Origin of the sequence: Acinetobacter sp. YH01008 (genome assembly GCF_013420435.1) — a bacterium.
GTDB lineage: Bacteria > Pseudomonadota > Gammaproteobacteria > Pseudomonadales > Moraxellaceae > Acinetobacter > Acinetobacter pseudolwoffii.
The window spans coordinates 15,900-30,217 of record NZ_VOYD01000014.1; the positions used below are offsets into that span (position 1 = coordinate 15,900).

General features: G+C 43.8%; 15 protein-coding genes. 4 read left to right on the plus strand and 11 right to left on the minus strand.

Annotation, left to right across the window (positions count from 1 at the left end):
* Positions 1–2: 2 nt before the first annotated feature.
* Genes tilS through ppx form a run of 3 tightly spaced genes read right to left on the minus strand, consistent with a single transcriptional unit; the run spans position 3 to position 3,691 of the window.
* Positions 3–1,379: a tRNA lysidine(34) synthetase TilS gene (gene tilS / locus FTT75_RS09390; protein ID WP_180186306.1), complete on the minus strand. Its 1,377-nt coding sequence runs from the start codon at positions 1,377–1,379 to the stop codon at positions 3–5.
* Positions 1,316–2,140, minus strand: a complete 825-nt coding sequence (locus tag FTT75_RS09395; RefSeq protein ID WP_180186307.1) for an acetyl-CoA carboxylase carboxyltransferase subunit alpha — start codon at positions 2,138–2,140, stop codon at positions 1,316–1,318. Before FTT75_RS09395 ends, tilS begins: the two co-directional genes overlap by 64 nt.
* A 30-nt stretch (positions 2,141–2,170) precedes the next feature.
* On the minus strand, positions 2,171–3,691 hold the full coding sequence (ppx, locus tag FTT75_RS09400) for an exopolyphosphatase (protein WP_005095810.1): 1,521 nt from the start codon (positions 3,689–3,691) through the stop codon (positions 2,171–2,173).
* A gap of 260 nt (positions 3,692–3,951) precedes the next feature.
* Here ppx and trxA point away from each other — a divergent pair, with 260 nt between their 5' ends.
* The 3 genes from trxA to FTT75_RS09415 all read left to right on the plus strand — a co-directional run bounded on the left by trxA (position 3,952) and on the right by FTT75_RS09415 (position 6,559).
* Positions 3,952–4,278: a thioredoxin gene (gene trxA, locus FTT75_RS09405; protein ID WP_004278266.1), complete on the plus strand. Its 327-nt coding sequence runs from the start codon at positions 3,952–3,954 to the stop codon at positions 4,276–4,278.
* A 322-nt stretch (positions 4,279–4,600) separates the two neighbouring features.
* Entirely contained in the window at positions 4,601–5,869 is a 1,269-nt protein-coding gene (gene rho / locus FTT75_RS09410; RefSeq protein WP_005095808.1) for a transcription termination factor Rho, read from the plus strand.
* A gap of 402 nt (positions 5,870–6,271) precedes the next feature.
* Positions 6,272–6,559 (plus strand): hypothetical protein, encoded by a 288-nt coding sequence (locus FTT75_RS09415; protein WP_180186308.1) that lies wholly within the window; start codon positions 6,272–6,274, stop codon positions 6,557–6,559.
* Between the two features lie 100 nt (positions 6,560–6,659).
* Here FTT75_RS09415 and FTT75_RS09420 read toward each other — a convergent pair whose 3' ends face one another.
* From FTT75_RS09420 to pheS, 3 genes are all read right to left on the minus strand, one after another.
* A complete protein-coding gene (locus FTT75_RS09420; RefSeq protein ID WP_180051037.1) occupies positions 6,660–6,956 on the minus strand; it encodes an integration host factor subunit alpha in 297 nt (98 codons plus the stop codon).
* Positions 6,953–9,334 (minus strand): phenylalanine--tRNA ligase subunit beta, encoded by a 2,382-nt coding sequence (gene pheT / locus FTT75_RS09425; protein WP_180186309.1) that lies wholly within the window; start codon positions 9,332–9,334, stop codon positions 6,953–6,955. Before pheT ends, FTT75_RS09420 begins: the two co-directional genes overlap by 4 nt.
* A 136-nt stretch (positions 9,335–9,470) precedes the next feature.
* Positions 9,471–10,451, minus strand: a complete 981-nt coding sequence (gene pheS / locus FTT75_RS09430; RefSeq protein WP_005095803.1) for a phenylalanine--tRNA ligase subunit alpha — start codon at positions 10,449–10,451, stop codon at positions 9,471–9,473.
* A gap of 158 nt (positions 10,452–10,609) precedes the next feature.
* Here pheS and FTT75_RS09435 point away from each other — a divergent pair, with 158 nt between their 5' ends.
* Positions 10,610–11,632: a hypothetical protein gene (locus FTT75_RS09435; protein ID WP_180186310.1), complete on the plus strand. Its 1,023-nt coding sequence runs from the start codon at positions 10,610–10,612 to the stop codon at positions 11,630–11,632.
* A 455-nt stretch (positions 11,633–12,087) separates the two neighbouring features.
* On the opposite strand, the gene rplT is transcribed toward FTT75_RS09435, so the two are convergent.
* The 5 genes from rplT to FTT75_RS09460 all read right to left on the minus strand — a co-directional run bounded on the left by rplT (position 12,088) and on the right by FTT75_RS09460 (position 14,266).
* Complete coding sequence (rplT, locus tag FTT75_RS09440) at positions 12,088–12,447, minus strand: 50S ribosomal protein L20 (RefSeq protein ID WP_005095799.1); 360 nt, start codon at positions 12,445–12,447, stop codon at positions 12,088–12,090.
* 11 nt (positions 12,448–12,458) lie between these two features.
* Positions 12,459–12,653, minus strand: a complete 195-nt coding sequence (gene rpmI / locus FTT75_RS09445) for a 50S ribosomal protein L35 (RefSeq protein ID WP_004278281.1) — start codon at positions 12,651–12,653, stop codon at positions 12,459–12,461.
* A 196-nt stretch (positions 12,654–12,849) separates the two neighbouring features.
* Entirely contained in the window at positions 12,850–13,272 is a 423-nt protein-coding gene (locus FTT75_RS09450; RefSeq protein WP_180040494.1) for a YqaA family protein, read from the minus strand.
* 7 nt (positions 13,273–13,279) lie between these two features.
* Positions 13,280–13,570, minus strand: a complete 291-nt coding sequence (locus FTT75_RS09455) for a hypothetical protein (protein ID WP_005095794.1) — start codon at positions 13,568–13,570, stop codon at positions 13,280–13,282.
* Positions 13,571–13,645: 75 nt separating this feature from the next.
* A complete protein-coding gene (locus FTT75_RS09460; protein WP_005095793.1) occupies positions 13,646–14,266 on the minus strand; it encodes a glutathione binding-like protein in 621 nt (206 codons plus the stop codon).
* Positions 14,267–14,318: the final 52 nt, after the last annotated feature.

Here is a 14,318-nt window from a genome sequence, read left to right on the forward strand (position 1 = left end):
GTTTAATGCTCGTTGTTGAGTTCTAAAGTTGAAGAAACCGAAATCGGCAGCCATCCCCCTGCTTCACAATATGCAGATTGGGCCAACCAAAATCCTTTAGGGGTAAACACGCCTAGCATAACATTATCTGTGCTTAATATTTGAATAGTATGCCGAACCCAAGGAAATATTTGCGCTTCCTGAATGGCTTTTTTCAGCGGCCAGGCGCCAACACGACCATAGAGATGGATCTTTTCACCCCCCTGACGCTGCTGCAAGTATAAGGGCTGCTGCAATAATGCTGCGGATAAACCCACCTTTGCAGATTCAATGACATATTTTCCGGACAAGACCTGCACATGATCTTTTAACGCAATTTTCAAGGTTTTTAGGCCAGTTTGAAGCTGTTGCTGCTCGGCCAAATAAACCTCTGCTGTCAAACGATATAGTTGCTGCTGATAGCGTACATAGTAATAATCTTTCCAGTGTAAGGCCGCCTGAGCATCGGGTTTGGCATGAATCACCTCGCGTTGCAAACGCTCGACCATATCTAAAGAGGGACGATACTGCGCTTCGCCTTTCATCCAGGCGGAGAGTAACTGGCGTTGCCGTGATCTTGAAAGTTGTAGAAGTTTAGACAAATCAAGTTGCGTATCGGTTCCACACGCCTGTAAATCTTGTTGTAGCACTTCTTGCAAAATTTGCTGGGCATCTTGCATCAGTTCACTGGTGCGTACCAGCGCAGACTGCATTTTCGGATAACGTTCACTCAAAACTGGCCATAAGGTCTGGCGTGCCCAGGCCCGGTCATAATGGGTATCAGCATTGCTCGGATCTTCAATATTTTGAATATTTAAGTGTTTTGCCCATTGGCAAATCTGTTCACGGGAAATATCCAGCAGTGGCCGCCAAATGGTGAGATTTTCACGTACATCAACCTGTTTCATGGCCGCCAAACCATCCACGCCAGTACCAGACAATAAACGTAACATTAAGGTTTCTGCCTGATCCTGTTGATGATGCGCCAGCACCAGAATTTCATCCGTTTGCAAATGTTGTAAATAAGCCTGATAACGGCAATGACGCGCTTGCTGTTCCAGATTACCATGAGCCACATGAACGGGCTGGAGGATGCAGGGAATATCCAGTTGCTGACACTGCTGCTGGACAAAAGTGCCCCATGCACTGCTGATACTTTGCAGCTGATGATCCACATAGATTGCCCGAATTTTTCCCGGGCACAAAAAAAACATCAGATGCAGAAGCAGCATAGAATCTACGCCGCCACTGCATCCGATGAGAAATTTTGTTCCTGCAGGAAATTCCTGCAGCTGCTTTAAGATGCCAGACCTAAATTGTCGCTGCCAAACTTCATTAAACGCTGGTAACGTGCTTCGCATCGTGCTTGTGGTTCCATAGCTTGCAGTTCATTTAAGGCTTCTTTCAGTACCGCTTTCAAGCTGTTCATGACCTGATCCGGATTTAAATGAGCACCTTCACCCTCATCCACCACATATTCTACAATACCCATCTTCTGCAGTTTTTCTGCAGTCAGCGCCAAGGCTTCACTGGCCTGTTCGGCTTTTTCGGCAGTTTTCCAAAGAATCGATGCACAGCCTTCAGGTGAAATCACTGAATAGATACTGTGAGACAGCATCACCACACGGTCTGCCACACCAATACCCAGTGCGCCACCTGAACCGCCTTCACCGAGTACAGTTGCAATCACCGGTACTTTCAAATTGGAAAGCTGCGCCAGACTGGTGGCAATGGCTTCAGCCTGACCACGTTCTTCTGCACCAACTCCCGGATAAGCACCCATGGTATCAATAAAGGTGAAGACTGGCAGATTAAAACGTTCAGCCATATCTAACAGACGCTGCGCCTTACGATAACCCTCAGGGTTACTCATGCCAAAATTATGCTGTAATTTTTCACGGGTACTACGACCACGATGCTGACCGACGATCATCACCGGTTGACCATCAAAACGCGCCAGACCACCGATCATCGCACCATCATCACCATATAGGCGGTCACCATGTAAAGCATCAAATTCAGTGAATATTTCACCCACATAGTCCAGAAATTGTGGACGTTCCGGATGACGTGCAATCTGCACTGTCGCCCATGCTTTTGATGGAGTCGCTTTATTTTTCATAGGTTAACCGTTTTCATCCCTATAAAGGTATTAATTAACAAACTGTTCGGATTGAATCGAGAGTTCAATCTCCCAATTTTTAAATTGCTGCTGTTCATCATGCAGTTCAGCCACCAGCAATGGCCATTGTTTGGCATCACCAGACACGCTGAGCTGCCATTGTTGCGCATTTTCAACCTTGAGTTCAATGGCAGGAAGCATCTCATCACTACGACTGTGATTGACCAAAACCGACAGACGAAGCAGCAAACATAACCATAAAAGTTTCGATCCACCGACTTTCATCACATCATGCTTGGCATCAACGCGCAATTTGCGGCGATGGTGTGCGACCAAATGTGACAAATGATTTTGGTCGACTTGTGAGAAACCGGCAATATCCGAGTGTTGTAATAAATAGGCACCATGACGATGATAACCACTATGGCTGATCGCCAAACCAATCTCATGCAGATAGGCAGCACGACGTAACAGATCGCTATCCTCTATCGTCAGGCCCAGTTCATGTTCCACGTCATTAAACAGTTTTTGTGCAGTCTGGACCACACGCTCGGCCTGTTTGGCATCGGCATTATAACGACCAATCAGGGCATGTACGGAACGATCACGGATATCTTCATGCTTGAAACGGCCAAGCAAGTCATACATCACGCCTTCACGCAGCGCACCATCCGAATAAACCAGATGATTAATTCCGAGCACATCAAACACAGCATAGAGAATGGCAATCCCAGCCGGCAATACCGCGCGGCGGTCTTCTTTGAGACCTTCGAATTCCATATCCGAGACATATTTATATTTGAGCAGTTTGTCTTTGAGTTTTTCCAGGCCTTCACGGGTGAGCTGTTCTTTGTCATTGCTCCAGCCCATATTGATACAAATCTGACGACAGGCCTTGATCGTGCCACTGGAACCGACCACCGCATCCCAGCCGGCTTCTTTATAGGTATTGGCAATTCCGGAGATTTCTTTACGCGCCGCAGTAACCGCTTTATCAAAAGCTTTGGCACTGATCTCACCATCCTGAAAATAAGCCTTGGTAAAGGCGACACAGCCCATCTGCACCGATTCAGTATGAATCGGCTCGAACTCTTCACCAATAATCAGTTCAGTCGAACCGCCACCGATGTCAACCACCAGACGACGACCACTGTTGGCCATGGTATGCGAAACCCCGAGATAAATCAGACGGGCTTCTTCACGGCCGGCAATAATTTCGATTGGTTTGGGTAGAATTTCTGCAGCTTTTTGAATAAATTCATGCCCATTTTTGGCTTGACGCAAGGCATTGGTCGCCACAATCCGTAAACGATTTGGCTGAACTGCACCTAAACGTCCGACAAAACGTGCCAGACAGGCCAAACCCCGTTGCTGTGCAGCTTCGGTTAAATTTTTATTTTCATCGAGTCCGGCGGCAAGCTGAACTTTTTCTGACATTGATGCCACTTTTTTAACTTCGCCATGATCTACACGTGCGATGGCCAAATGAAAGCTATTTGATCCCATATCGATGGCGGCAAGTAATTCTTCATCAATCAAAAAGTCAGACATTCCGGAAATAAACCTTTAACGAATTGTGCTTAGAGTAATTCACATGCATGCAATTTAAAAGCCATTTGTAGCGACAATTTGATGCATGATTCTTTTTTATATGGAGAACAATAGTGAGACACGATCATCACTATCGTGATCATCCATTAGACAAAATAACATTAAGCATTGAAAATTTACAGATTCCCCTACATTGTTAAAGATGGCTATGTAATACTAATAATTAGTTATCTTTAAAATATTAATCTGGAGCACATTCCATGTCTGGCAACATCGTAAACACTACTGACGCAAACTTCGAAGCAGACGTTCTTCAATCAGACGTACCTGTACTGGTCGACTTCTGGGCGGGCTGGTGTGCACCATGTAAAGCAATTGCACCCGTACTAGAAGTGCTTGCTGATGAATACCAGGGCAAAGTTAAAATCGTGAAAGTTGACGTAACTTCTTGCGAACAAACTGCCGTAAATTTCAACATCCGTAATATCCCGGCTTTGTTGATGTTCAAAAATGGTGAAGTTGTTGCAACTCAAGTGGGTGCTGCGCCAAAATCTAAACTGACTGCGTTTATTGATGACAATATCTAAGCCCAGCATTTTCAGTAAAAAATACGCGACTGACAATCGCGTATTTTTTTCGGCTATAAATTGACAAAGCCGACATTTTCTCTTATATTTGCTACTCAAGAGATAAAGGATCTTAAATCCTGCCAATTTCTTACAAGACACATTACATAAGATGCCGCTCGGCAATAGAAATTGTTTTTCACATTTTTCTTTGAAACACTCAAACAGATCTCTGAATTGTTCTTTTGCAAATTCAATTGCTTTCGTTTGAATGCTTGTATGCGGCCGAATGTTACTCCCTTTCTAACCTGTACCTCAGAACTTTGATTCTATCTGACCACCTATGAATTTAACCGAACTCAAGAAAAAACCGATTGGCGAACTCATCAAGATTGCCGAGTTTATGGGCCTTGAAGGTATGGCTCGTAACCGTAAGCAAGACATTATTTTTGCCATCTTAAAACGTCATGCAATGAATGGCGAAGAGATTTTTGGTGATGGCGTTCTAGAAATTTTGTCAGATGGTTTTGGCTTTTTACGCTCAGCCGCAGGTTCTTATTTAGCAGGCCCTGACGATATCTATGTCAGTCCTTCTCAAATTCGTCGTTTTAACCTACGTACTGGCGACACCATTACTGGCACTATTCGTCCACCAAAAGAAGGCGAACGTTATTTTGCCTTACTTAAAGTTAATCAGATTAACTACGACACCCCTGAAAATTCACGTAATAAAATCTTATTCGAAAACTTGACCCCATTGTTCCCGACTGAACAGCTGGTGATGGAACTCGGTAATGGTACCACTGAAGATTTAACCACACGTGTGATCGACTTGGTGGCACCGATTGGTAAAGGTCAACGTTCAATCATTGTGGCACCGCCAAAAGCCGGTAAAACCATGTTGCTGCAAAGTATTGCGCAATCGATTGTTCGTAATAACCCAGAAGCTATTCTGATTGTGCTTCTCATTGATGAACGTCCAGAAGAAGTCACCGAAATGGAACGTACCGTTCGCGGTGAAGTGGTTGCGTCGACCTTTGATGAATCACCTGCACGTCATGTTCAAGTCGCTGAAATGGTGATTGAAAAAGCCAAACGTCTGGTTGAGCACAAAAAAGATGTGGTGATTCTACTGGATTCGATTACCCGTCTGGCACGTGCGTATAACACGGTGATTCCTTCATCAGGCAAGGTTTTGACCGGTGGTGTAGATGCGCATGCATTAGAACGTCCTAAACGTTTCTTCGGTGCTGCACGTAATATTGAAGAAGGTGGTTCACTCACCATTATCTCTACTGCTCTGATTGAAACAGGCAGCAAGATGGATGAAGTGATCTACGAAGAATTCAAAGGTACAGGCAACCAGGAAATTACTCTGGATCGCCGTATTGCTGAAAAACGTGTCTTCCCTGCGATGAATATCAAGAAATCTGGTACTCGCCGTGAAGAACGCCTGATGTCAGAAGACAATCTGCGCAAAGTCTGGATTCTGCGTAAGCTGCTGCATACTCAAGATGAATTGGCAGCGATGGAGTTCTTACTGGATCGTATGAAAGAAACCAAGACCAATGATGACTTCTTTGATCAGATGAAACGCAAAGCCTCGAATTAAAATTTCAAATGAAAGGTCACCTAAGCGGTGGCCTTTTTTTAGGTTGACATAAATTACACAATGAAACAATCGAGCCTCATTTATGTAAACTTATTTTTAAGTTTTTGATTAATAAAATAATCAAATTAAAAATTGTATAACTTTTAAAAACTTAACAAGCCTTTCTCCAATCTAAATGTTTCATTCCATTGTTATTTTCTGTTAAAAACTTATGATTTTTTAGCATTTTTCAGTACTTTTTTGAGTCTTGCTAGTAGCAATTAAAAAGGCGCAGTGATAGCATATTTGCAGACCAGTTAGACTGCTCCTGCGTTGTTAGTCCCTAACACAATTAGGAACAATAAAAGCACTTAACAGACTAACTTAGGTTTTTTTTAATCTCAATTTTTAGAGAGTGATGCCATGTTATTCAAAAAAATCGCTATTGCTGCTGCAGTTGCTACTACTCTAGCTTTCGTTGGTTGTGCTAAAAAAGCTGACGACGCTGCTGCTGACGCTAACCAAGCTGCATCTGAAGCTGTAGAAGCTGCTTCTGAAGCTGAAGCTGCTGCTGACGCTGCTGCTGTAGAAGCTACTTCTGAAACTGTTGCTGAAGCTGACGCTGCTGTTGCTGAAGCTGACGCTGCTGCTGCTGTTGCTGTTGACGCTGCTGCTGACGCTACTGCTGCTTCTGAAGCTGCTGCTCAATAATCTTTTAGATTATTCAGTACAAAAAAAGAGAGCCTTGGGCTCTCTTTTTTTTATTTTAAAAACTGAAATTTAGAAAAATAACAGAATTTAAAAAAGCAGATCAGCTGATCTGCTCATTTCCCACACGTTGACGGAACTTCTGTCCCGCACGGAAGGTCACCACACGGCGTGCAGAAATCGGAATTTCTTCACCCGTTTTAGGATTACGGCCTGGACGTTGACGCTTATCACGCAACTCGAAGTTACCAAAACCCGAAAGTTTTACTTGTTCGCCTGAGATCAGCGCTTGGCTAATCTCATCGAAAAACAACTCAACCATTTGTTTTGCTTCACGACGGTTTAAACTCGTGAGCTCACTTAAATGATCAGCCATTTCTGCTTTAGTTAGTGCTGTCATGAAGCCCTCAATGTCGCTTGGTAAGTGTTTTCTAACACTTGAAGGATATTATCCATACCTGATTTAATTTCAGCATCTTCCAGTGTACGGCTTGGATGCTGCCAGAGAAGTGCAAATGCCAGTGAGCGTTTCCCTTCTTCTACTCCTTGTCCAGTGTACACATCGAATAACCACGTCGAGTCTAAAAGCTCCCCACCTGTTTTTTCGATAAGTCCCTGAATTTCGCTAACATTAATCTTATCACTAATTAAAAGCGCAATATCACGTCGAACCGATGGAAAACGTGATAATTCTGTAAAATTAGATACATAAGTTTGCAAAACAGCCGTTTGATCCAATTCTGCCACCCAAGTCGTTGCCAGATCAAGCTCGTCTTCCAGAGAAGGATGTAGACGCCCTAGGTAACCAATTGATTGACCATTCACGAGAATTTCTGCGGATTGACCTGGGTGTAACCAGCTACGCTCTGAACGTACATATTCCACTTTGACACGGCCGGCAGCCAGAATTTCTTCTACATCACCTTTAAAGTCAAAGAAGTCCATTGCAGCAGGTTTAGCATGCCAAGATTCAACATGACGTGAACCGGTTGCAATCAGCGCAAAGGTTGGAATCTGTTTTAAATCATGAATGCTGCTGGCTTCCTGATAGTCAAAACGTAAACCCAGTTCAAAGAAGCGTACACGGCTTTGCTGACGGTTAACATTGTACTGAACACAAGGGATCAGACTAGACAACAAGGTAGAACGCATGACAGCCAAATCACTTGAAATTGGATTTGCTAATGCTAATGGATTCACACCGGAATTAAGTTGCTTTTCAAGCTTCAAGTCAGCGAAGCTAAAACTGATCGCCTCTTGATAGCCTAAAGTCACCGCCGTTTGACGTAATTGACCCAGTTCAAACTGATCCTGGTATTTTGCCAACTTCACATCAATCACAGGCAGACTGATTTGAATGTTGTCATAGCCGTGAATACGTGCAACTTCTTCAATCAAGTCCTGATAAATCGCCATATCATAACGATGTGATGGCGGAACTACAGACCATTCGCCTTCTGCTTTTACCGTCACCGTGCAACCAAGGCGTGTCAATGCATCAGTAATAAAGTCGCTTTCAACTTTATAACCTAATAACTGATCGACTTGAGCTTGGTTTAATTCAATCGCATCACGTTTTGGCAAAAGTTCAGCTTTTTCCGCCACGGTGATTGGTCCGAATTCACCACCAGCCAGCTCAGAAATAAGCTGAGATGCACGGTGCATTGCAATTAATGGCAATTCAAAGTCCACACCACGTTCATAACGTTGTGAGGCATCCGTATGTAAACCAAAGCTACGGGCACGACCGGCAATATGTAATGGTGCGAAGAAAGCAGATTCCAGGAAAATTTCAGTGGTTGCATCGCTGACTGCTGAAGATAGGCCACCCATAATACCGGCAATCGCCAATGCTTTTTCGTCATCCGCAATCACCATCACGTTGTCAGAAAGCTCAACTTCTTGCTCGTTTAAAAGCACAAGTTTTTCGTCCGCAGTGGCTTGACGTACATGGACTGCACCTTGCACTTTAGCAGCATCAAATGCATGTAGCGGTTGACCCAGCTCCATCAAGACATAGTTGGTAATATCGACCAGAATACTATGCTGACGAATACCTGAACGTGCTAATGCGCGTTCCATCCATACAGGAGTCGCTGCCTTGGTATTGACGTTTTTGATCACACGACCTAAGTAACGTGGACAGCCTTCAGTGCTGACTACAACCTGCTTTTCATCAGCAATGGTTGCAGTCACTTCTTTAATTTCAGGCGCAGTCACTGGCAATTGGTTAATCACACCAATTTCACGTGCGATCCCGCGAATGCTGAAACAGTCACCACGGTTCGGCGTGATACTGATGTCAATCACATTGTCATCAAGATCCAGATATTCACGAATGTTGACACCCACAGCTGCGTCGTCTGGTAGCTCTAACAGACCGTCAATTTTATCTTCGAGATCAATCTCAGAAGCACCGCACAGCATCCCTTGAGACTCAATACCACGTAGCTTGCCTTTCTTGATTTTGAAATCACCCGGCAATACCGCACCAATGGTTGCTACAGGCGCTTTCATGCCTGCACGTACGTTTGGCGCGCCACAGACGATTTGTAATGGCTCAGCTGTACCGATATTCACAGTGGTCACACGTAAACGGTCTGCATCCGGATGCTGTTCTACTGTCAGAACTTCACCAACCACTACGCCTGTAAATGCTTTTGCTGCAGGTGCAAGTTCATCGACTTCAAGACCTAACATGGTCAATTGATCAGAAAGTTTGTCGCTATCGATGGCTGGGTTGACCCATGTGCGTAGCCAATTTTCGCTAATTTTCATTGATATAAAACCTGTAATTCAAATCTCTAGAATCCCCCTCTGACTCCCCCTTTTCTAAGGGGGAGAACCCCATTTATTTCGTGGAGTCCCTCTCCTTTCTTAAAGGAGAGGTTAGGAGAGGATTAAATAAAAAGTTTTAAGCAAACTGGCGTAAGAAACGCACATCATTCTGGAAGAACATACGTAAGTCGTTCACACCGTAGCGCAACATCGCAAAACGTTCTACGCCCAGTCCGAAAGCAAAACCTTTGTATTTCTCAGGGTCAATGCCGGCAGCTTGTAGCACATTTGGATGCACCATACCGCAGCCCAAAACTTCTAACCAGCGACCGCGTTCATCCATGATATCCACTTCAGCACTCGGCTCAGTGAACGGGAAATAAGATGGACGGAAGCGTACTTTCAAATCTTTTTCGAAGAATTCATTCAGCAGGTTAATCAACAAACCTTTCAGTTCCGCGAAGCTGGTATTTTCAGCCACATACAAACCTTCGATCTGATGGAACATTGGCGAATGGGTTTGATCCGAGTCACAACGATAGACACGGCCCGGACACACGATCTGGATCGGTGGCTGTTGTGTTTCCATCGTACGGATCTGTACACCAGACGTATGCGTACGTAGCAAATGATTTACATCGAAGTAAAAGGTGTCATGCATGGCACGCGCCGGGTGATGCCCCGGAATATTCAGCGCTTCAAAGTTATGATAGTCATCTTCAACTTCAGGACCAGTCGCTACCGTAAAACCGGCTTTGGTAAAGAACTGACAAATACGCTCTTGTACCTGGGTCACAGGGTGGATACTGCCCACCTGTTGACCACGACCGGGCAAGGTAATATCAATGGTTTCGCTTGCCAATTTTTGTTCTAACGCCGCTTTATGCAGTTCAGCTTGACGTGATGTTAATGCAGCGGTAATGGCTTCACGCACAGCATGGATTTGTGCACCGAAGACTTTACGTTGTTCAGGATCCATTTTACCAAGCGACTTAGATTGTTCCGCGAGCTGGCTTTTTTTCCCCGTAAATTGCACTCGTACTTGATCAAGTGCAGCAAGGTCTTCTGCTGCTGCAATCGCAGCGAGCGCTTCAGTGGTCAGGGCTTCCAGTGACATAGTAACTCTCAAAGCAACAGGTTAAAAAATATTTTAAAACCCCACATTCTAACAGTTTTTAGACACTTTGATGAAGATACGTTTTAAGGAAAATTAGATTGGCATGATTAAATATAAAAAGTATAAGATAAACACAATATCAATCAGATCAAATCACTATGGCACTCGATCAAATTTGGAAACAGCAGCTGACCTTGGTCACTTATGGCAATGAGTATCTGACTCAGGACCTGAGTTTCAATCGTTGGATTCAACATTCCATTTTTAATCAGCATCAGTTTGCCTTCCGGGATCTGATGTCACAGCACCTATTGGCCCAGCATTTTCAGATTTGGCTGGAAGGACTGAAAAAACAAGGGGTTCGCCGACTGAGCTTGCATCGCTCGGATTTACTGGTTGATGAAAAAAATCCGAATGCCAATGTCGAGCTGCTACCTCTGGCGCATTTTATCGTCAGCCATGGTGCCAAAGCCAAAACTGCCTGGATTATTGGCAAAGAATTGCCGGAATGGTATAGCGCGGACAATGATTACGAAGCGCCTAAATCGCAGCAGTTCCCTTTACGTCATGAAACATTCTGGTGTTATGAGCTGAATCCCAAACTGGCCAAGCGTATTGACACAGATCTGGAAGCACCGAACTGGGACGATATCCAGGCTTATACCAATTATGAGTTATTTGAAAGCAGCCTAGCTCAAGATTTTATAGAACCGGCGTATACCAATCTTCCATACTACGGCACGATACCGGCAATTCAGGCAGATACAGAAAGTCATTTGGCCTTGATTCCGACCGACTATTCAGCTGATTATGCGCATCAGACTTTATACCGGCTAGATGCCTTAAATGAGTTTATTCAAACTAAAATTCAACATCCCTATACGTCAGATGGTGAAGTCCTGAGCTCAGATCAGCAGCTCAATTTACGCCACTTTTCACAAAAAATTGATGATTTAAGTGCCAAATTCATCAGCAAAGTTGCCAACCACTATAAAACTGCACAGCTCACCCCAAAAGTTGCGCCTGACCCATTTGTGGGTATGAGTACCGAACACCGTTCGCCCAAAATATCTAAAGCGGAAAAACCTCAAAATCCGGGCAAATCTAATTCTGCAAATGTACTGACCTTGATTGTGATTACCGTGATTATCTGTCTGATTGGCTACTATTTTGGTCTTTAAGATTTCAGCAAGAAAATATTAACTTCTTGGATAAAACTTAGCCGAATCCAGTGGATATGTCGATATTCGACAGCAGAGATGAGCTTGAAATAATGCTGTCGGTTTTCGCGATGAGTTTTGATCATCCATCAAACAATTGAATCTCGACTCAACCAGGGTTTGATATTTTTTCGATTATTTGAATTTAATCGCAATTATTTTTTACTCAGCGCTCGAGATAATGCTCTTTTTATTGATCAGTAAAGATGGGAATAAAAGGTTAAATTCAAGCAGATTACAGTATTAGTTTCAGCCCATTTTTCTGAAATAGTATCGATGTCGTTATTCGCAAACTTAACTTTTTTTAGTCTGATCGATGGGCGACCATATTTCACGAAAATCGCGCATTAGCTATTTCCCATTTTTCAGGCAAAAAAAGACCGCCAAATGGCGGTCTTTTTTCAAGTCATAAAGACTTATGCAGCCAACGCATCTTTTGCTTTTTGAGCAATCGCAGCAAACGCAACTGCGTCATGCATAGCGATGTCAGCAAGAACGCGACGGTCAATGATTACTTGAGCTTTTTTCAAGCCAGAAATCATGCGGCTGTATGACAAACCGTTTTGACGTGCACCAGCATTGATACGTGCAATCCACAAAGCGCGGAATTGACGTTTCTTCTGACGACGGTCACGGTATGCATATTGACCAGCTTTGATTACCGCCTGGAACGCTACGCGGTAAACGCGTGAACGAGCACCATAGTAACCTTTAGCGCGAGCAAGAATTTTTTTGTGACGGCGATGAGCCTGTACACCACGTTTTACACGAGCCATTTATAATCTCCTTAGATGTACGGGCACATACGACGAACTGAAGCAACGTCACTTACGTGAACCATTACACAGCCGCGCAATTGACGAATACGCTTAGCAGATTTTTTGGTCAAAATGTGGCGTTTGAACGCTTGTTTACGCTTAAAACCGTTAGCAGTCGCTTTAAAGCGTTTAGCTGCACCACGGCGAGTTTTCATCTTAGGCATAACAACCTCTTTTGAACACCTGTTCGGCTCGTTTGCACCATTACAAAACGACCTGCAGGTAAGGGAGCGAGTATTCTAAAGCATCTTTGTTTAAAACAAAAGCATCTTCATCCAATAAGCGAATTTAAACAGGATGGTTTTATGATTTCACTTTAAAAATAGTGCGCAAAACGGAATCAGAAAAATCGCTTCAGGTTTAGAACAGGGCAAAAGCCGCATAAATAAACAGATAACGTCCAATTTTCGCCAGGCTAACAATGAGCAAAAATCGGGCAAAGTTTTCTTTCAGTAATCCTGCAATTAAAGTAATGGGATCTCCAATAATAGGCACCCAGCTCAGCAGCAAAGACCAATAGCCATATTTCTGATATATCACTTGTGCCTTGAGCATCTTGTCTTCTGACACCGGAAACCATTTTTTATTTTTATAATGCTCGATTTTGAGCCCCAGATACCAGTTGACACAGGAACCCAGAATATTCCCCAGACTGGCCACCGCAATTAACAGTGCCACACTATGGCTTGCCTGTACCAAAAGACCAAGCAGCACAGCTTCAGACTGTAAAGGCAGTAATGTCGCTGCACCGAAGGCTGATAGAAAGAGCAGAAACAGGCTCATGCCAGTATTAATGGCTTAAACGCAGTTTTTTCTTGGCTTTGCTATATTCCCAGCTGGACCACAGTACTGCTGCCACCATTGCCATGATCCGTCCCCATTTATACTGCTGGGTAATGGGTTCAATCGCTGCACGCAAAATCTGCTGATCTTTGGTATTGAGAGCAGCAATTACCTGATCGATATGTACAATTTCAGCAATATAAAGTACTAAACATGCAGCAATACCGAAGAGAATACTCCAGTAAATTCGGGTATTGCTTTCAACAATCTTGGTAAAATTCAGAAGAAAATCGTTCATATATCCATCCAATAAAAAAACCACCTTAAGGGTGGCTTTATTTGTTTAAGGCTATTTTAGCATAAAGGCTGCAGCTTAACTGACCTGTATGGCGAGCGCTTTCTGAACTGCAGGACGTGCATTCAAGCGATCGATATATTTAGCCACTTCAGGATAATCTGCCAGGTTAATCTGCTGCCAGTCGTGTCGCAACAACCACGGGAATATCGCCATATCGGCAATCGAGTATTCACCAGCCACATAATCCTGCCCGACCAGCTGCTTGTTTAGCACGCCATACAGACGTTTGCTTTCATTGACATAACGCTCGGTGGCATAGGCGATACGCTCAGGCGCAAAACGGCTAAAGTGATGATTTTGCCCAAGCATCGGGCCTAGTCCACCCATTTGCCACATCAGCCATTGTTCTACCTGAATACGTTTGATTTCATCTGTCGGATAGAACATGCCGGTTTTACGACCTAAATACTGCAAAATCGCACCCGATTCAAAGATTGAAATCGGCTGGCCATCTGGCCCTTCCTGATCGACAATCGCCGGAATTTTATTGTTAGGAGAAATAGCCAGAAAGTCAGACTGGAACTGGTCATTTTCCAGAATATTAATCGGAAAAATTTGATACTTCAGCCCCATTTCTTCCAAAGCAATGCTAATTTTATGGCCGTTGGGGGTGCCCCAATAATATAAATCGATCATTTTTTTAATACTCCCTGCACTTTATCTATGCCATGATGCATTCAACATAGAG